At 71.5% G+C, this 19,017-nt stretch carries 14 protein-coding genes; 8 read left to right on the top strand and 6 right to left on the bottom strand.

Going from position 1 to position 19,017, the window contains the following annotated elements:
- Nucleotides 1-31: 31 nt before the first annotated feature.
- On the bottom strand, nt 32-1,363 hold the full coding sequence (locus tag D7V77_RS14165; RefSeq protein WP_120576811.1) for a bifunctional glycosyltransferase/class I SAM-dependent methyltransferase: 1,332 nt from the start codon (nt 1,361-1,363) through the stop codon (nt 32-34).
- Nucleotides 1,364-1,582: 219 nt separating this feature from the next.
- Between D7V77_RS14165 and D7V77_RS14170 the strand changes: the two genes are divergently transcribed.
- The 5 genes from D7V77_RS14170 to D7V77_RS14190 are packed head-to-tail and all read left to right on the top strand — an operon-like array spanning nt 1,583 to nt 8,782.
- Nucleotides 1,583-3,775, top strand: coding sequence for a polysaccharide biosynthesis tyrosine autokinase (locus D7V77_RS14170; RefSeq protein WP_120576812.1), 2,193 nt, complete (start codon nt 1,583-1,585; stop codon nt 3,773-3,775).
- 59 nt (nt 3,776-3,834) lie between these two features.
- Nucleotides 3,835-5,016 carry a glycosyltransferase gene (locus tag D7V77_RS14175; RefSeq protein ID WP_304485870.1) on the top strand — a complete coding sequence of 394 codons (1,182 nt, stop codon included), beginning with the start codon at nt 3,835-3,837 and terminating at the stop codon, nt 5,014-5,016.
- Nucleotides 5,017-5,026: 10 nt separating this feature from the next.
- Nucleotides 5,027-6,232: a glycosyltransferase family 4 protein gene (locus D7V77_RS14180; protein ID WP_199733781.1), complete on the top strand. Its 1,206-nt coding sequence runs from the start codon at nt 5,027-5,029 to the stop codon at nt 6,230-6,232.
- The gene (locus tag D7V77_RS14185) at nt 6,229-7,677 is read left to right on the top strand and encodes an O-antigen ligase (protein WP_120576814.1); all 1,449 of its coding nucleotides are present in this window, start codon (nt 6,229-6,231) and stop codon (nt 7,675-7,677) included. The genes D7V77_RS14180 and D7V77_RS14185 overlap by 4 nt, the downstream gene beginning before the upstream one ends.
- Nucleotides 7,678-7,696: 19 nt before the next feature.
- Nucleotides 7,697-8,782 carry a glycosyltransferase family 4 protein gene (locus tag D7V77_RS14190; protein ID WP_120576838.1) on the top strand — a complete coding sequence of 362 codons (1,086 nt, stop codon included), beginning with the start codon at nt 7,697-7,699 and terminating at the stop codon, nt 8,780-8,782.
- A gap of 4 nt (nt 8,783-8,786) precedes the next feature.
- On the opposite strand, the gene D7V77_RS14195 is transcribed toward D7V77_RS14190, so the two are convergent.
- From D7V77_RS14195 to D7V77_RS14215, 5 genes are read right to left on the bottom strand one after another with little or no spacing between them, the layout of a single operon-like run.
- Nucleotides 8,787-9,938, bottom strand: coding sequence for a glycosyltransferase family 4 protein (locus tag D7V77_RS14195; RefSeq protein WP_120576815.1), 1,152 nt, complete (start codon nt 9,936-9,938; stop codon nt 8,787-8,789).
- Nucleotides 9,935-11,170, bottom strand: coding sequence for a glycosyltransferase family 4 protein (locus D7V77_RS14200; protein ID WP_120576816.1), 1,236 nt, complete (start codon nt 11,168-11,170; stop codon nt 9,935-9,937). The genes D7V77_RS14195 and D7V77_RS14200 overlap by 4 nt, the downstream gene beginning before the upstream one ends.
- Nucleotides 11,171-11,185: 15 nt before the next feature.
- Entirely contained in the window at nt 11,186-12,310 is a 1,125-nt protein-coding gene (locus D7V77_RS14205) for a glycosyltransferase family 1 protein (protein ID WP_120576817.1), read from the bottom strand.
- Nucleotides 12,311-12,333: 23 nt separating this feature from the next.
- Nucleotides 12,334-13,467: a glycosyltransferase gene (locus D7V77_RS14210; RefSeq protein WP_120576818.1), complete on the bottom strand. Its 1,134-nt coding sequence runs from the start codon at nt 13,465-13,467 to the stop codon at nt 12,334-12,336.
- Nucleotides 13,464-14,984, bottom strand: coding sequence for an oligosaccharide flippase family protein (locus tag D7V77_RS14215; RefSeq protein WP_120576819.1), 1,521 nt, complete (start codon nt 14,982-14,984; stop codon nt 13,464-13,466). The genes D7V77_RS14210 and D7V77_RS14215 overlap by 4 nt, the downstream gene beginning before the upstream one ends.
- A gap of 240 nt (nt 14,985-15,224) precedes the next feature.
- On the opposite strand from D7V77_RS14215, the gene D7V77_RS14220 reads away from it, so the two are divergent.
- The 3 genes from D7V77_RS14220 (at nt 15,225) to D7V77_RS14230 (ending at nt 18,995) form a co-directional block, all read left to right on the top strand.
- Nucleotides 15,225-16,253, top strand: a complete 1,029-nt coding sequence (locus tag D7V77_RS14220) for an ROK family protein (protein ID WP_120576820.1) — start codon at nt 15,225-15,227, stop codon at nt 16,251-16,253.
- A gap of 173 nt (nt 16,254-16,426) precedes the next feature.
- Entirely contained in the window at nt 16,427-17,914 is a 1,488-nt protein-coding gene (locus D7V77_RS14225; protein WP_120576821.1) for an MraY family glycosyltransferase, read from the top strand.
- Nucleotides 17,915-17,918: 4 nt separating this feature from the next.
- Nucleotides 17,919-18,995 (top strand): nucleotidyltransferase family protein, encoded by a 1,077-nt coding sequence (locus D7V77_RS14230; protein ID WP_199733782.1) that lies wholly within the window; start codon nt 17,919-17,921, stop codon nt 18,993-18,995.
- Nucleotides 18,996-19,017 lie beyond the last annotated feature (22 nt).

Below are 19,017 nucleotides of genomic sequence, written 5' to 3' on the forward strand. Positions count from 1 at the left end.
GGTGGGGTGGGCTTCGGCGCTCACGCGGGCATCAGACGGCGCGGGCGACGGCGAACAGGCTCATGCCCACGGGCAGCCTCACCTGTTGCTCGGCCTGGGCGAGCAGGGGCGCCAGCGTGTCGTAGAGCTTGAGCTGGAGCTTGGGCACCGCGCGGCGGCGCAGGAGGCGGCTGTTGACGAACCAGCCCGGCAGGCCGACGAGGTTCATCCACTCCAGCGTGTCCACGCGGAAGCCGTTCTCCTGCAGCACCGCGCGCAGCGTCTCCGGCGTGTAGCGGCGGTAGTGGCCCACGGCCTCGTCGATGGCGCCGAACAGCTGCGGCAGCGCCGGCACGAGGATGAGCACGCGGCCGTCCGGCTGGAGAATCTGACGGAAGCGGCGCACCGCGGACGCGTCGTCCGGGATGTGCTCCAGCACGTTGGACAGCACGATGGTGTCCAGGTTCTCCGCCTTCAGCGACTCCCAGTCCGCGAGCGCCACGTCGGACAGGTAGGGGCGCACGTGGGGCTTGCCGCGGAAGAGGTTCTTCAGGCGGTCCACGTAGAAGCGCTCCACCTCCAGCGCGACCAGGTGCTCCGCGCCGGCCTCCAACTCGCGGGTGATGGTGCCGATGCCGGCGCCAATCTCCAGCACGCGCCGGCCCATGTGTTCGCGGAAGCGGCGGCCCAGCCACTGGTTGTAGTGGGTGGCGCCGTCCATGCGCTCCAGGGTGGAGTAGCCCTCGTGCTGGTTGTCCGCGTCGTCGCGCACGGTGGCGTAGCGCACCAGCGTGCGCAGGCGGGCCAGGTGCGCGGAGGCCGGGCGGCGCGGCACGGCCTGCAGCGGCGGCAGGGACACCTCGGTGAGCCGGAAGAGCTGCGCGGCCAGCTTCACCACCAGCTCCGCGTCCACCGCGTCGTCGTCGCTGGTGAGCTGGATGGAGCGCAGCGCCTCCGTGCGGAAGGCGCGCAGGCCGGTGAGCGGATCCGTCAGCGCCACGTCGGTGACGAAGCGGGTGATGCCGCCCAGCGCGCGCTCGGCCACCATCTCCGGCGACATGCCGGGGCGCCGGCCGAAGACGCCGTCCGCGGTGTCGTCACGCAGGGGCTGCACCAGGGCGTCGTAGGTGTCGGGCGAGTAGGCGGCGTCTGGATCCTGGAGCACCGTGTGGGCGCCGGTGACGTGGGGCAGCGCGGCGCGGATGGCCGCTCCCTTGCCGCCCTGGGCCGCGAGGACGTGGACGTTGGGACCGGGCGTGACGTCCACCGGCCCTTCACCCGCGAGCACGACCTGGGCCTGGCCGGCCAGCGCGTGGGCGAACCGGGCGGCGGCGGCGGCGGTGGCGGGGTTGAAGGGCAGGACGACGGAAAGCGCAGGAACCATTGCGCCGCTCACTACCACAGGACCCCCCGGGGTGCGCGTTCGCGGACCGGCGCGGATGGATGGGGGGCATCCAGGCGACGTCGGTTGGATGGACAACCCGCCCCGCCCGTTGCACGCTCCGGACGTTATTCCCCCAGCGCGATGTGGGTGCAGGTCGGGTCCGGACGAATTCGGGCCGGTGGAGACCGCCCGCGGCAGCCACTTCCGGAGAGACGCGACGTGGAAGGAACGGTGTTGGACCCGGCCGGTGGGGCGCCCGGCGCGGCGTCCGCGAGCGTGATGCACCGGGTGCGGGGCGTGTGGCGCCGGCGGTGGGTGATGCTCGGGGTGGCGTTGGGCGTCACCGCGCTCACCGCGGCGTGGACGCTGCGGCAGCCGCGCATCTACGCGTCCAGCACCTCGCTCATCATCGACGTCACCGCGCCGCGCATCCTCGACGGCGAGGTGAAGGAGGTGATGGGGGAGGAGCGCAGCAACTACTGGTTCAACAAGGAGTACTACGCCACGCAGAGCGAGATCATCACCTCGCGCGCGGTGGCCAGCCGTGTGGTGGACCGGCTGGGGCTGTCGAAGGACGCGTCCTTCCTGGGCCTGCCGGCGAACCAGGATCCGGCGGAGCGCGCGAAGGCGCTGGAGGACGCGGACCCGGTGGGGTTGTTGCGCTCGCGCATCCAGGTGGTGCCCGGCAAGGACTCGCGGGTGATGAACATTGGCGTGGAGGACGTGGATCCCGCGCGCGCGGCGCTGCTCTCCAACGAGGTGGCCGCCGCGTACATGGCGGAGAACCTGGCGCTGAAGCTGCGCACCACGGAGGAGGCGCGCACGTGGCTGGAGGGGCGCCTGGACGAACTGGGCCGTCAGTCCAAGGCCGGCGAGATGGCCGTCTACGACCTGAAGAAGGACGCGGACATGCTGTCCACGTCGCTGGAGTCGCGGCTGTCCATCGTCAGCGAGCGGATCAACTCCTACAACCTGAAGCTCACCGAGGTGCGCACGCGCATCGCGGCGCAGCAGGCGCGCGTGGACGCCATCCACCGGCTGCGCAGGGACGCGGGCAACGACGAGACGTGGGCGGAGGCGGTGCCCGGCGCGAAGGACGGTCCCATCCAGGACCTCAAATCGCGCTACGGCGAACAGAAGGCCGCGTGCGCGGAGCTGACCGAGCGCTACCTGCCGGAGCACCCGAAGCTGCTGGAGTGCAACCGCAAGCTGGACGTCGTGCGCGCGGACCTGCTCAAGAGCCTGAGCAACGTGGTGCGCTCGGCGGAGACGCAGTTGGCGGAGGCGCAGGGCGAGGAGAAGAACCTCAACAAGCTCCTGGACGAGACCAAGGCCGAGGCCTTCCAGGTGAACAAGAAGGCCATCGAGTACGGACGGCTGCAGCGCGAGTCGGACAACAACCAGCGGCTCTATGAGCTGGTGCTCAAGCGGCTGAAGGACATCGAGCTGTCGGGCTTGCTGCGCACGAGCAACGTGCGCGTGCTGGACCCCGCGCAGCCGGCGATGGTGCCGGTGCGGCCGCACACGCGGCGCAACCTGATGGTCGGCTGGGTGATGGGGCTGCTCCTGGGGTTGGGCGTGGCGCTGTTCCTGGAGATGCTGGAGAACAGCGTCGCGTCGCAGGCGGACGTGGAGGACGTGCTGGGCCTGGCGTTCCTGGGCGTGGTGCCGCGCATGGAGGCCACGAAGGCGCCGGGCGACCGCGACCTGTACGTGCACCGCGCGCCGCGCTCGGCGGTGGCGGAGTGCTGCCGCGCGGTGCGCACCAATCTGCTGTTCATGTCGCCGGATCATCCCTGCAAGACGCTGGTGGTGACGTCCAGCGGCCCGCAGGAGGGCAAGTCCACCACGTGCATCAACCTGGGCGTGGCCATGGCCCAGAGCGGCAACCGCGTGCTGCTGCTGGACACGGACATGCGCCGGCCCCGGCTGCACCGCGCGTTCGGCGTGCCCAACGACCTGGGCATCAGCTCGCTGGTGGTGGGCGAGGGTTCGCTGGACAAGGCGGTGAAGAGCACGGAGGTGCCCAACCTCTTCGTGCTGCCGTGTGGCCCGCTGCCGCCGAACCCCGCGGAGCTGCTGCACACGCGTGCCTTCAAGGAACTGCTGCGCACCGCGGGGGAGAAGTTCGACCGCATCATCCTGGACAGCCCGCCGCTCAATGCCGTCGTGGACGCGGCGGTGCTGGCCACGCAGGCGGACGGCGTGGTGATGGTGCTCAAGGCGGGCCGGACGGACCGGAGCGCCGCGAAGCGCGCGCTGCGCTCGTTGGCGGACGTGCAGGCGCGGATGTTCGGCGCCATCCTCAACGACGTGGACCTGCGGCAGCCGCGCTACGGCGACACGTACCTGGGCTACCAGGGCTATGGCCCGACGCAGGACGAGCCCAAGGGCGGGGTGGCGCCGTCGTGAGGGGCGCGGGCCTGCGGGTGCTGCACCTGGGGAAGTTCTACCCTCCGGCCTCCGGCGGCATGGAGGCGCACGTGCGAACGCTGGCGCGCGCGCAGGCGTCGCTGGGCGCGCAGGTGGAGGTGCTGTGCGCGAACCATTCCGTGGACGGCACCGGGACGAGCCACGAGTTCCACGGGCGCAGTCCCACGCGTGAGGAGTGGGACGGTCCGGTGCGCGTGATTCGCCTGGGGCGGCTCGCGTCCGTGGCGCGCATGGACGTGATGCCGTCGCTGCCGTTCGTGCTCAGGAGGGCGCTGGCGCGGGGCGTGGATGTGGTTCACCTGCACGTGCCCAACCCGAGCATGGTGCTGGCGCTGGACGCGGTGCCGCGTCTGCCGGCGGTTGTGGTGACGCACCAGAGCGACATCATCCGGCAGAAGGTCGCGGGCGCGCTGTTCCGTCCCTTCGAGTGGATGCTGTACGCGCGCGCGGCGCGGCTCTTGGCCACGAGCGACGCGTACGTGCGCGGCTCGTCGCTGCTGTCGACGTTCAAGTCGAAGGTGCGGGTGCTGCCGCTGGGCATCGAGCTGGAGTCGTACCTGCGGCCGCCTTCCGCGGAAGCGCGCGAGGCGCAGGCGCGATGGACGGCGGAGGCAGCGGGCGGGCCGCTGTGGCTGATGGTGGGGCGGCTCGTCTACTACAAGGGGTTGTTCACGGCGCTGGAGGCGCTGGTGCACGCGCCGGGGCGGCTGGCCATCGTGGGCGAGGGGCCGCTGGCGGAGGAGGGCCGCGCGCGGGCGAAGGCGCTGGGCATCGAGGACCGGGTGACGTGGGCGGGTTACCTGTCGCCGGAGGCGCTGACGGGCGCGTACCGGGCCGCGACGGCGCTGTGGTTTCCTAGCAACGCGCGCAGCGAGGCGTATGGCCTGTCGCAGGTGGAGGCGCTGGCGAGTGGATTGCCCGTGCTCAACACCGCCGTGCCGGACTCCGGTGTGGCGTGGGTAAGCCTGCATGAGCACACCGGGCTCACGGTGCCCGTCGGTGATGCGCGGGCGCTGGCGGCGGCGGCGCGCCGGTTGGTGGAGGAGCCGGGCCTGCGCGAGCGGCTGTCGCGTGGGGCACAGGAGCGTGCGCGGGCGGAGTTCGCCCATGACGTGATGGCGTCGCGCAGCCTGGAGTTGTACGCGGAGGCGCTCGGACGGCAGCCGGTGGCGGAGGAGAAGAGCGATGCCTCCGTCCGGCACGTCGCGGGCGGGCGCTGAAGGTCCGCGCATGCACGGAACGCGCGCGTCTCATCGTGACGGTCCCGCGGAGGGCGGAGGTCGCTCCTCGCATGCGTCGGGTGGTGCGCCGCTTCGCGTGCTGCATGTCTCCAGCGGAAACCTCTACGGCGGCGTCGAGACGTTGCTGCGCACGTTGGCGCTCGCGAGCGCGGACCGGGCGGGCGGCTCGGTGCATGCGTTCGCGCTCTGCTTCGAGGGACGCATCGCGGAGGAGCTTCGCGCGGCGGGCGCGCCGCTGACGTTGCTGGGACCGGCGAAGGTGAGTCGTCCCTGGCGGGTCTGGGAGGCTCGACGCTCGCTGATGGCGCTGCTCCGGCGGGAGGCGTTCGACGCGGTGGTGTGTCACGCGGCGTGGCCTCAAGCCATCTTCGGGCCGGTGGTGCGCACGGCCGGTGTTCCGTTGCTCTTCTTCCAGCACGACGCACTGTCGGGTTCGCACTGGGTGGAGCGCTGGGCTCGCGTCACCTCTCCGGACCTGGCGCTGTGCAACAGCCGCTACACCGCGAGCACGCTTCCGAGCGTGTATCCGCGCACGCAGTGGCGCTTGCTCCATCCACCTGTTCAGGACGGTGGCCCGGACCTCATGGCTTCCGAGCGCACGTCGCTCCGCGGCGAACTGGGCGCGGATCCGACGGATGTCGTCATCGTCCATGCCAGCCGCATGCAGGAGTGGAAGGGGCAGCGGCTGCTGCTCGAAGCGCTGGGCCGGCTGCGCCAGGTGCCTCGCTGGAAGGCGTGGTTCGCTGGTGGTGCGCAGCGCCCGGAAGAGATCGCCTACGAAGCGGGCTTGAAGGCCCAGTCCTTGGCCCTGGGTCTGGGGGACCGCGTGCGGTTCCTGGGGCAGCGCTCGGATGTGCCTCGCCTGCTGCGCGCGGCGGAGGTGCACTGTCAGCCCAACACCGGGCCGGAGCCGTTTGGCCTGGCGTTCGTGGAGGCGCTCTATGCCGGGCTTCCCGTGGTCACCACCGCGCTGGGCGGACCGCTGGAGATCGTCGATGCGTCTTGCGGCGTGCTCGTGCAGCCGAAGCCGGAGGCCCTGGCCCAGGCGCTGCGCGGACTCATCGAAAATGAGTCGGCCCGGCGGAAGCTGGGCAGCGGTGGCCCCTCTCGCGCGAAGGCGCTGAGCGCGCCTGATGCCTTCTTGTCGGCGCTGGAGGACTCGGTGCGCTCCGTGGCCCGGGAGGCCGCCGCATGAGTGGCGCGAGTCCTCGTCCCCAGCTCCGTGGCCCGGGTGTGCTGCATCAGCGGTACGTGCGCCGCGTGCCACAACCCGCGACAACGCAGGCCGTACCGACTCCGGCGGCGGCGTCTCCGGGGCTGCTCGGTTCGGGTCACGTGGTGGTGGCGTTCATCGTCCTGCTCTTCATCTGCCAGCTCGCGCTGCTGATGGAGGCGCTGGCTCCAGCGCGCGTGGTGTTCCGCATCCTGTCGTTTGGCACGAGCCTGGCGCTGCTGGTGCTGGTGAAGGGTCCGCGCCTCAAGCACCCGGCGATGCCCTTCCTGCTCGCCTCGGCGGGGCTCACCGCGCTGAACTTCTTCCACCCCGGCACCAACACCCCGCTGGCGGCGGCCGCGCAACTGGGCATCCAGATCTCCGTGTTCGCGCCGCTGTTCTGGGCGAGCCGCCTGCGCATCGACGCGAAGATGTTCGGACGCGTCGTCCTGCTGCTCTTCCTGTTCAACATGGCGAGCGCCTCGTTGGGCGTCCTGCAGGTGACCTTCCCCGGACGCTTCCAGCCCGCCCTGTCCGCCATGGTCGAAAGCCAGGGCGAGGGCTACGTGCGCAGCCTCCAGTTCGAGACCGCGAGCGGCGCGCGCGTGTTCCGCCCCATGGGGCTGACGGACGTTCCGGGCGGAGCCGCCACCGGTGCCTTCTATTCCGTGCTGCTGGGCGGCGCGTTCCTGCTCAGCCGTCAGGGCATGTCGCGGAAGGTGCTGGGCGCGGCGGGCATCGGCATCGGGCTCATCTGCCTCTACCTGGGGCAGGTGCGCGTCGCGGCGGTGACGCTGATTGTCTGCATGGCGGCCATGGCGCTGGTGCTCACCGTGAGCGGCCGGTGGGTGCGGCTCGTGGCATTGGCCTCGGTCGTGGGTGGCTTCGCGGTGGTGGCCTTCGGCTGGGCCGTCGCGGTCGGTGGCGACGCGGTGCTCTCGCGCTGGAGCACGCTCACGGCCTCCGACCCGTCGCAGGTGTATCAATCCAACCGCGGCCGCTTCCTCGACGAGACCTTCGACCAGGTGCTCCCGGAGTTCCCCCTGGGCGCGGGCCTGGGGCGCTACGGCATGGCCAACGCCTACTTCGGCGACAACCTCGACCGCGAGAGTCCTCCGCTGTGGGCTGAAATCCAGTGGACGGCGTGGGCGTACGACGGAGGATGGCTGGGGCTCGTCTGCTATCCGCTCGCGCTGCTGGTGACGTTGGGGTGGGGCTTCCAGGTGGCGCGGCGCCGCGATGACTCGGCGGGCGAGTTCTGGCTCTGGGGCAGCCTGCTCTTCGCGTATGACCTGGGCGCGCTCGCGCAGACCTTCAGCTACCAGTTCTTCATGAGCCAGATGGGCATGGAGTTCTGGCTGCTCAACGCGGCCTTCTTCAGCGCGTACTGGAACCGGAATGCGGCCCTACACCCTCATCGCCGGTGACTTCGTCTCCACCGGAGGCATGGACCGCGCGAACCTCGCGCTGGCGGATTGGCTCGCGCGCCAGGGTGGCCCCGTGCGGCTGGTGGCGCACCGGGTGGAGGATTCGCTCCTGCGCTACCCCAACGTGCACTTCGTCCGCGTGCCCAAGCCCGCGAACGCGTACCTGCTGGGCGAGCCGTTGCTCGACGCCGTAGGGCGCTTTTGGGCGGCGCGCACGCTGGCGCAGGGTGGCCAGGTGGTGGCCAATGGCGGCAACTGTGAGGTAGCCGCCGCCAACTGGGTCCACTACGTCCACGCCGCGCACGCCCCCGAGCCCGTCGGCAGTCCGCTGCGCACGCTGAAGGGTCACGTGAGCCACCGGATGCACTTGCGCAGCGAGCAACGCGCGTTGCGCCGGGCGCGGATCATCCTGGCGAACTCGGAGCGCACGCGGCAGGACCTGCTGACCGCCACGGGCGTGGAGGCATCCCGCGTCCATGTCGTGTACCTGGGCGGTGATCCGACGCGCTTCCCGTCCACGACGCCTGTTCTCCGTCGTGAGGCGCGGACGTCGCTGGGCTGGTCTCAAGAACGGCGGGTGGCGCTGTTCGTGGGCGCGCTGGGGGACCGGCGCAAGGGCTTCGACACGCTCTTCCATGCGTGGGCGCGGCTGTGCGCGAGACGCGAGTGGGACATGGACCTGTGCGTCGTGGGGACGGGTGCGCAGCGGGAATCATGGGAGCGCGCGGCGCGTGAGCAGGGCCTGGGCGAGCGGATCCGCTTCCTGGGCTTCCGCGACGACGTGCCCCGCCTGATGGCGGCCGCAGACCTGCTGGTCTCCCCCACGCGCTACGAGTCCTATGGCCTGGGCGTGCACGAAGCGCTGTGCGTGGGCATCCCCGCGCTGGTGAGCCGCTCGGCGGGCGTGGCGGAGCGCTTCCCGTCGTCGCTTCAGGGGCTGCTGCTGGATGACCCCGAGGACTCGGGCGAGCTGGTGCGGCGCCTGGAGGAATGGCGGGCCCGGGGCGGGGATTGGATGCCCGCAGTGGCCGCGCTGTCGTCGGAGCTGCGGGCCTGGACGTGGGACGCGATGGCGGCGGCGGTGGTGGCTCGGCTGGAGGCGTGAAGCTTCAGGCCTTGCGCTCGAGCACCTGCTCGAAGAAGTCGAGGTGCGCCTTCGCGACCACCGGCCAGGCGAAGCGGGACACGGCTCGCTCGCGGCCTCGCGCGGACAACTCCTGGCGTTGAGCGGGGCTCTCCAGCAGCTCCTCTAGCGCGGTGATCCAGGCACCGCCGTACGACTCCGGCAGGATGCGCCCGGCATCGCCCACGGTGTGCGGAATCTCTCCGGAGTCGCTGGCGAACACGGGCACGCCACACGCAAAGGCCTCCGCGAGCATTCGGCCGAACTGCTCCTTCCACGCGGGCGTCGTCTGGCTGGGCGCGCAGAGCACATCCATGGCGTTGAGCGCGCGAGGCACCTCCGCGTGCTTCACGCCGGTGACGATGCGCACGCGGTCTCCGTGGCGCGCGGCCCAGGCGCGCAGGTCCACCTCCAGCGGGCCTCCGCCGACGAAGAGGGCTCGCCAGGGCGTGGTCATCCTGTTGAGTGCATCCATCAGGAGCCGCAGGCCCTTCTCCGGCACGAAGCGGCCCAGATAGCCCACCACGGGCGGCCCTTCGGACGTCCAGCCCAGGCGCTCGCGAAAGGCGCGGCCCGCCTCCGGATCCGGACGGAAGTGCTCCACGTCCACGCCCACGGGGATGAAGCGCGAGGGGCGCTGCTCATAGCCGGGCCGCGCGAGGAGGTTGTCGTGCACCGTTTGGCCCCAGGCGATCCACCCCGCGGCCCGGCGCAGGACGAAGCGCTCGGCCTGCGCGAAGGGCGGGGGATAGCGCTTGGCCAGGTTCTGGAACGTGCAGAAGACGAGCGGCACGTGGGCGGGCGTCATCAGCGCCACCTCCAGGCCGGAGAGCACGTAGGGCTCCTCCCACAAGTGCACCAGGTCCGCGCCTCGCGACAGGTGCGCGTGCACCTCCGGCCCGTAGACGAAGCCGTGCAGCGAGCGGCTGAAGTACGCGGGTACGCCCTCCAGGTTCACGGCCTCGTGAGGGTCGCGCTGGAGCACCAGCGGGCTCAGGTCCCCGTGAAAGGACTTCGGCGCCACGGCGGTGACGTCCCAGCGGCCGGCGCCCACGCGGGCCATCTCGTTGGCCAGCCGCCGGTTGAGGGTGACGACGTAGGAGTGCGAGACGGTGACGAGCTTCCGGGGACGCATCATGAATGCCCTCGCGTGGGGACGAGGCTCCGATACACGGCGAGGATGTCCCGGGCGTAGCGCTCACGGGAGAAGCGGCGTACGGCGGTGTGGCGGGCCGCGCGGGCCAGGGTGTCTCGCAAGGCTTCGTCCTCCAGCAGCCGGCGCAGGGCCGCCGCGAGCGTGTTCGCGTCGCCGGGTTCGATGGCCAGCACGTCCTCGCCATCCCGCAGCGCTTCGGCGGCGCCGCTCGACTTCGAGATGACGGCGGCCCGGCCGCAGGCGAGCGCCTCCGCGATGGTGAGGCCGAAGGGCTCGCGGCGGGTGCTCGCGTGCACGAAGACGTCCAGGGCCCGGTAGACGCGGGCGGGCTCGGGCTGGAAGGGCACGAAGCCCACGCGGCCCGTGAGGCCGTGGCGCTCCACCTGTTCGCGCAGCTCCGCGTCGGTGAATTGCGAGCCGGCCGTGCGGTAGAGCGGCGCGCCCACGAGGTAGAAGCGCACGGGCAGGGACGGTGCCTGACGCGTCAGCAGGGCCGCGGCCTCCAGGAAGATGTCGTGTCCCTTCCAACGCGCGTACGTGGCCACGAGCCCCACGCGCAGCGTGCCCGGAGGCGCGGGCGGCAATCCGGCCAGTGCATCCAGGTGCGCGCCGTCACCGGCGGCCGGAGAGAACCGCTCCACGTCCACGCCGTTCGGCACGACGTGCACGGGCACCTTCCCGAGCACCGTGCGCGCGTCATCGCCCACGGCCTGCGAGTTCGCGATGGCGGCCGAGGCCAGCGGATGCAGTCCGGAGAGCGCGCGGCGCACGAGCGGTCGCTCACCGAGGAAGTCGTGCACGTGCCACACGCGCGGAACTGGCAGTCCGGTGGTGGCCGCGCTCAGCAGGTGGGTCTTGATGCCATTGGAGTGCAGCAGGTCCGGCGCCGCGTCACGCACCGCGCGCCGCAGGTCGAGGCCGTAGCGGGTCAGCAGCAGGGGCGTCGGGGCAATCTCACGCGCGAAGCGAAAGAGACCCGCGCGACCCTGCTCCCGCAGACCACTGTCCCCGAGCGCGGACAGGCGGTCGGGCAGGGCGAGCACCTGGGTCTCCACGCCGAGCCCTCGGGCTGTCTCCACCAGCGGCCCGTCCGTACCCGCGATGAGGTGCGGCGAAAGGCCGGGCTCCAGCGTGCGCAGGCACGCGAGGAGATCCACGAGCGCGCGCTCGGCACCGCCCAGGATTCCCACGGGATTGAGGAACAGGATCCGCACGCGGACGCGACCGAATCAGACCCGCCCGGGGCGGTCAAGGCGATGCAGATACGCGTCCAACACGGTGCGCGCATGGGCGCTCCACGTGAAGCGTGCGGCCCGTGCATGCCGCGTCTCCGCGGATGGGGCGGGCACGCGACCCGTGAGCAGGGCGTCTACCGTCTCCGACCATGCGGCCACGTCGCCCACCGGGCAGTACGTGCAGGCGTCGGCGCCCACTTCGCGCAGCACCGGCAGGTCGCTGGCCACCACGGGGACACCACACGCCAATGCTTCGATGATAGGCAGGCCGAAGCCCTCCGCGTCACTGGGCACCAGCACCGCGCGGGCACGCCGGTACAGTCCCGCGAGCGTGGCCCGCTCCTGCCGGGGTGGTTGCAGCAGCGCGTCCTTCAAGCCGAGCCGCGCCACCTGTGCCTGTTGAGCCGCGTCCAGCTCTCCACCCTGCTGCACCAGCATGAGCTCCGGATGCCGGGCTCTCAGCGCAGCGAAGGTGTCGAACAGCACGTCCAGCCGCTTGCGGCGGATGGCGCTGCCCACGTGCAGCAGATACGGCCGGCCCTTCAGCGGTGCGAGTACGGCTTCGCTGGCGTCTCCGGGAACGGGGTCGAGCCGGTACTCCGGCGAGACTCCGTAGGGCGCCCACACCAATCGCTCGGGAGGCACCACGCCGTGCGCGAGCAGTTCGTCGCGGACCTGCTGCGTGCTGTGGAAGACGATGGCTGTGCGCTCCAGGCCTTTGAGCGTGGCTTTCGCCATCAGGCGGAACCACGTGGGGCGTGGTTCGCGGTGGGGCTCCAGGACGGAGCGGAACGCGTCCAGGTCATGGCAGAAGACGCCGGTACGCTCCGCGGGCAGCGCGTGGACGAGCTGCGCGTAGGTGTGGTCCACGACGTGGAACGCATCGTGGCCGATTCGCTCACGCAGCAATCGCGCGGGATAGAGGCCGAAGCGGGTGAGCAGTCGGTCCGCGTTGAAGGCGGCCTTGCGGCTTCCCACGCGGGGCAGGGCGCGCACGGCGTGGGGAATGGACGGACGCACGGGAGTGACGCCGACCTCGGCGGGAAACGCCGCCAGTCCCTCGACGAGCGCTTCGCCCACCAGGTCCATGCTGGGCCAGCCCTCCTCGCGCGGATCCATCAGGACCTTCAACCTCAAGATGCTCACGCGGTGACTCCGCGGCGCAGCAGGTGCGCCACCGTGTGCTCCAGCGCGAAGTGCTCACGGTACACGCGCGCCGCGCGCTCACCCAGGGTCCGGCGCTCTTCCTCGTGCTCCAACAGGTGCTCCGCGAGCACCCGCAGCGAAGCGGGTGACGCATCATCCGCGAGCGCCACTGGCCGCAGTTCGCGCCACAGCGGTTCGCTCAGGTGCCCGGTGTTGGTGACGATGGGCAGGCCCAGTCCCAATCCGCCCATCGCGCTGCTTCGCCGGGCGCTGACGCCGTCGGGATACGGCTGCACCAGCAGCTCCGCCGCGCGCAGGTGCACGGCCACGGCCTCCGGCGCCAGTCCGTCCCTCGCATGAAGCCTGCGGGCCAGCGCGGGATGCTTCCGTCCCAGGGCCTCACACCAGCCCTGACTGCCCCGGCCCAGCAGTAGTGCTTGCCGCCGTTCATCCCGCTGCAACAGCGGCACGAGCACAGCCTCCAGCGGGCCCGCGATGGCTCCGCCATACGTCCCGAAATGCGCCACCGTGGGGCCGCCAAGCGCATCCCGCACCGCGCGCACTTCGTCCGCCGGCACGTCCAGGGGCAGGGGACTGGGAATGGGACACCACCGGGCCTGGGACCGCAGTGGATCCGGCAGGTGCTCCGCCCAGGTGGGGATGGACACGTAGGCGCGCTCCACGCCGAACGCCAGCGTGCGCAGCATCACCCGCGTGACTCCCGCGAGCAGCTGATGCTTCCACGGCGCGCCCGGACTCCACGGGTACACTGCCTCATGGAGGAACAGCTCGCGTTCGTCCCGCCGCCTCGCCGCGAACCAGGCGCAAAACGGCACGTTCATCGCCTTCAATCCGAATGCGTGCGGCACGTACTGGAGGAACAGCCTCCGGGGCCCTGGCAGCGCATCCAGCTCGCGCGTCAGGCGCACCAGACCCGGCGGCGTGAAGAGGCCGGGCCACCGGTGCACGGTCACGCCCTGATCATCCGTGAGCCCGTCGGCGCCAGGGGTCCAGACGTGCACCGTCTCCCCCGCCTTCAAGAGCGCGTGGGCGATGCTCCGCGAATGGTCGGAGACGCCACCGGGGGCCGGCGGATACTCCCCCGTCAACAGATGCCACGTGCGGCTCACGGAGGCGCCCGCCTCGCGCGCAGGTGCTGGACCAGGGCGCGCAGCTCTCCCAGCAACGACAGGCCTCGCCGCGTGGCTTCACGCGCGAGCACCAGCGCGGTCAACAGCCCCGCCGCGACCAGCGCCTGCACGAGCAGCCCGTCCTGTCCCATCGCGAGCCGCGAACAGCCCACCGCGAGCGCGAGCAGCGCGCCCACCGTGAGGAACGGCTCCATGACCTCGAACTCGAGCCGCGACAGGTGCGGGTTGCGGCGGGATACCAGTCGCGCCGTGAACCACAGCTCCGTGAGCGTCACGGCCGTCGCGCTCACCCCGACGCCGACGATGCCCCAGTGCATCACCGCCAGCACTCCCAGGCCGAAGCGCAGCAGGCTCCCGGTAATGGCCACGTACATCCGCTCCCGCGCGTGACCGCTGGCGTTCTGCTGCGAGGCCAGCAGGCCCTGCACCGCCAGCATCGACGCCTCGATGGTGAACCACTGCACCAGCGTGGACGCGAGGCTCCAGCGCTCGCCGAAGACCACCGGGATGAAGGGCGGCAGCGCGATGACGCCGAACGGGATGGCCAGGCACAGGACCGCGCTCACGCGCCGGATGGACGTGCGCAGGTAGTCCGCCAGCGCGGCCGAGTCCTCCTGCATGCGGCTGTACGCCGGATACGCGACGCGGGTGAGGACGCTGCTCACCGCCAGCGGCACGGAGGCCAGCGCGGTCGCCCAGTTCACCAGGCCCACCCCGTCCTTGCCCTCCATGCGCCCCACCACGAGCGGAATCCATCCCTGGAGCGCCGCGGGGATGATGCCCGTGAGCTGGAACCAGATGCCGAAGGACAAGAGCCGCTTGACGATGTCCCAGCGGAACGTGCCCTGGGGCTTCCAGCCCGCCGCCGCCCAGAACAGCACCATGCCCACCGCGCCCCGCACCAGCCCGCCGCCAATGAGCGACCACGCCCCGAAGTGCATCGAGGCCAGCAGGATGCTGCCCGCCGTCTGCGCCACGCTCTCGATGAGCTCGATGCGCGCGAGCGTCGGGAAGCGCAGCTGCCGCTCCAGCATCATGACGGGGATGACGCGCAGCGAGTGGAAGAACAGGCCGATCGCCATCGTGCCCACCATGGCCGCGCCCGAAGGCCCCAGCTCGTAGGTGCTCGACAGCCACGGCGCGAGCAGCACGATGGCGCCCACGATGAAGACGGTGAACGCCTGGTGGCTCCAGAAGGCGGAGGTGATTTCGTCCTGCGTGGGTTCGTGCTGCTGGCGCACCAGCGAGGCGCTGAGCCCCAGGTCCCCCAGGAACGCGCCCATCGCGGAGGTGAAGGCGACAATGGCGAACACGCCATAGTCCCCGGGGAACAGCAGATGCGACAGGGTGAGCGAGCTCACCACGCGCAAGCCCAGCGAGCCGACCGTCCGCAGGAGCAGGGCGATGATGGAGCGCTGCGCGCGGACCTTCACGTCCGACACGCCCAGGGGCGGAGCGTCAGCGGCGTCCGGCGCGGGAGGGGAACGGCTGCTCATGGGGGAAACGGGGCGCTCCACGAAAGGAACTCCGACGGAGCCTATATGCGCCCCCGCCTCCGGCGAACAGGGGCACGAGGAGGCAGGGCGTCCCCGTGCCCCGGAAGGAGGGCTCGCATGCAGCCCCGTGGAGCGGGCGGGCGGACACGGGCGTGCCCGGCACGGCGGCACTGGCCGTGACCGCGCTGCGCAGATTGTGCCGCGAGCGGCCGCCGGTGCCGCGAGTCACGGGGGCATCACATGGCCGACGCGTCAGCGAAGAACGGGCACCGCGCGGGGAACGGGGCGCGCAACGGCAAGGGCCGCGTCTGGGGAGGCATCGACCTGGGCGGCACGAAAATCGAGGCCGTCATCGTGGATGCGCGCGGCGACGTGCTGGGCCGGGCCCGCCACGTGACCCCCGCGACGGGCGGCCCGGGCGAGGTGGTGAAGGAGCTCTACGGCACGCTGGGCGAGGCCGCGCATGCCGTGGGCATCGAGCCCGCGAAGCTCGTGGGCGTGGGCGTGGGCGTGCCGGGCTCGGTGGACGCGAACAACGGCACGCTCTCGCACACGGCCAACGTGGCGGGCGGCTGGGACGCGCCCTATCCGCTGGCGTCGGACCTGGGCGACCTGGTGGGCGGCGGCAAGGTGATGCTGGGCAACGACGTCCAGGTGGCGGTCGCGGCCGAGTACAAGCTGGGCGCGGGCCGCGGCCACCGCTCCGTGCTGGGCGTGTGGTGGGGCACGGGCGTGGGCGGGGGCCTGGTGCTCAACGGCGTGCCGTGGCGCGGGCAGGGCTCCGCCGGCGAGATTGGCCACATGGTGGTGAAGCCCAACGGCGCGCGCTGTGGCTGCGGCCGGCGGGGCTGCCTGGAGGCCTACGCGGGGCGCGCGTGCATGGAGAGCAAGGCGCGCTCGGCGGCGAGGAAGGGAGAGAAGACCCTCCTCTTCGACATCATGCGCGACAAGAATCGCACGCGCCTGTCCAGCAGCGTCTGGGCGAGCGCGCTGAAGCAGAAGGATCCGCTGGCGACGCGGCTCATCGAGCGGGCCATCGACATGCTGGGCGTGGCCATCGCCTCCGTCATCAACCTGCTGGACCTGGAGGCCGTCATCATCGGAGGCGGGCTGGGGTCCCGGCTGGGCCCCATGTACATGGGCCACATCCAGGACGCCATGCACCCGCACCTGTTCATCACGGAGCGCAAGCCCGTGATGCGCATCGCCGAACTGGGGGACCTGTCCGGCGCCATCGGGGCGGCGCTGCTCGCGGGCCCACGGATGTGAGGACTCACCTGGCCCGACATCGCCACCCGTCCTCTCCCGATGCGTTTGACGCAGAAGTCCCGCGAATCAGGGCTGACAGCAGGTAGGCAGGCGAGTCGTGACACACCTGCGACGTCAGGACGTTGACGCGCTGCTTCGGTGACCGTCACGATGCGGGTGGACGCTCCTCTCGCATGGTCACCTTCTTCGTCGCCTTCCTCGTGTCGTTCCTCGTGGCGTTGGTGCTCACGTGGCGCGTGCGTGAGCGTGCGCTGGCGTGGGGCTGGTTGGATCAGGCGAACTCCAGCCGCAAGGTGCACGTGCGGCCCGTCCCCCGGCTGGGCGGCATTGGCATCGTGGGGGGCTTCTTCGCGCCGCTGTGCGCGCTGTTCATCGTGGACTCGGGCGTGGGGGACCAGTTCCTCGCGCAGACGTCGCTCATCGTAGGCCTCTTCGTGGGCGGCGCCATCATCGCGGCGCTGGGCTTCTACGACGACCTCAAGGGCGCGGGCGCGAAGCTGAAGTTCTCCGTGCAGTTCGCGGTGGCGCTGGGCCTCTACGCGCTGGGCTTCCGCATCGAGGTGCTGGCCAACCCCTTCGGCGCGGAGCTGACGCTGGGGCTCTTGAGCCTGCCGCTGACGGTGCTGTGGGTGGTGGGCGTCATCAACGCGCTCAACCTCATCGACGGGTTGGATGGGCTGGCGGGCGGCGTCGCGTTCTTCGGCGTGGGCACCCACTTCCTGCTCGCGCTGATGCGCGGGGACGTGCTGCTGTGCCTGCTGATGGTGGCGCTCGCGGGCGCCATCCTCGGGTTCCTGGTGTTCAACTTCAACCCGGCCTCCATCTTCATGGGGGACACGGGCAGCATGTTCCTGGGCTTCGTGCTCGCGGCGGTGTCCATCAAGACGTCGTCGAAGAGCGGCACCGCGGTGGCGCTGCTCGTGCCGGTGATGGCGCTGGGCCTGCCCATCATGGACACGCTGCTGGCCATGGTGCGCCGCTCGCTGCTGGGCAGACCCATGTTCAGCGCGGACAAGGAGCACATCCACCACCGGCTGATGAGCCGCCTGCTCTTGTCCCACCGCACCACCGTGCTGGTGCTCTACGCGCTGTGCACGCTGTTCATGCTCACCGCGCTGGGGCTCAGCTTCGCCAACAGCATCCAGAGCGCGCTGCTGCTCAGCGGCATCGGCGTGGTCATCATGGTGCTGATGCGCAAGCTGGGCTACCTGGACGTGCGCCACATGGACGCCGTCCAGCAGACGCGCCAGCGCAACCTGGAGCTGCGCTCGCTGGTGCGCTCCGTCACCGCCGCGGTGCGCGCGGCCGGTTCGTTCCAGGCGGTGTGGAACGCCGTCCGTCCGCTGTCCCAGGGGCTGAGCCTGTCCTCGCTGGAGCTGCGCCTGCGCCGCCCGCATGAGGGCGTGAACGCGGGCGTCGTCTTCGAGTCCCAGCACCCGGACGCCGGCGCCGAGGCCGCGCTGGAGGTGCGCCTGGACGTGAAGGAGGAGGAGTCCCTGCTCGGCGCGCTGCGCCTGGTCTGGCGTGACGGCCGGGCTACCATCGACCGGGACGAGGAGCTGGCGCTGGAGGTGGTCGCGGACGCGGTGGCCGAACGCGTGGGGCAGCTGGTGGCGTTGGAGGCCGCGGAGCCCGAGCGCATCATCGCGCTCCGGCGGTGAGCCCATGGACTCCTCTCCGGCCCTGCTGACCCTGCTCCATGCGTGGCCAGAAGTGCCGGACGCTCCCGGGCCTTCGAACGAAGGCGATGGTGAAGTGCTGGTGAAGGCCGCCGTACGCCATGGACTGGCGGGCTTCGTCGAGCACGCGCTCTCGAAGGCGGACTGGACGCTGACCCCGGACGCCGCCGCGCTGCTCACCCGCGAGGCCCGGCTGAGCGCGGCGCGGGGCATGCGCGTGCGGTCGCTCTTGTCGCGGAGCCTGACGGCGCTGGCGCCGCTGGGCCTGACGCCGGTGCTGCTCAAGGGTTACGGGCTGGCGCGCAGGCTCTACCCGGAGCCGCTCCAGCGCGCGACGAACGACGTGGACCTGCTGGTGCCGCGCGCCCGGGTGCTGTGCGCCGTGCACGCGCTGGAGGGGATGGGGCTCACCACCCAGGCCGGCGATGTGGACCGGGACGACGCGCACCATGTGGAGCTCACCGGACCGGACGGACTGGTGGAGCTGCACTACCGCGCGCTCACGGGCTACGGCCTGTCGCTGGAGGGCGACGCCATGGTGTCGCGGTCGCTGGACGCGACGCTGGACGGCCACCCTGTGCGCTACCTGTGCCCGGAGGACGAGGCCGTCTACCTGGCCCTGCACGCGAGCAACCACCTGCTGCAGCGGCTGGCCTGGCTGTTCGACCTGAAGCTGCTGGCGCGGGCGAACCCCCGGCTCGACTGGGACCGCGTGGTGACGCGCGCGCGGCGCACGGAGCTGCCCCACCTGGTCTGGTACGCGTGGGACGCGGCGCACCGGCTGCTGGACGCGCCCGTGCCCGCCTGGGTGCTCAAGGCGCTGGCCCCGCCCCGGTGGCAGCGCGCGCTGGCGACGCGGCTGTTCTCCGGCCCCCGGCTGGTGGGCGCGGAGCTGGCGCGTAACAAGCCGGCATGGGTTGCCGCGAAGCTGGCCCTGGCGCCCCGGGCCCGGCCCATGGTGCGGTACGCGCTGCGGCGGCTGCGCGGCGCCCGGCCCCCTCCCGGGACGGGAGCGGAGCCAGGGGCGCCACGGCCTGTTCGCTCGCCCGCTGGAAGACGGTGATTGCGGCGGGCAGGCCCGGCCC

It is taken from the genome of Corallococcus sp. CA041A, from assembly GCF_003612075.1.
Lineage (GTDB): Bacteria > Myxococcota > Myxococcia > Myxococcales > Myxococcaceae > Corallococcus > Corallococcus exiguus.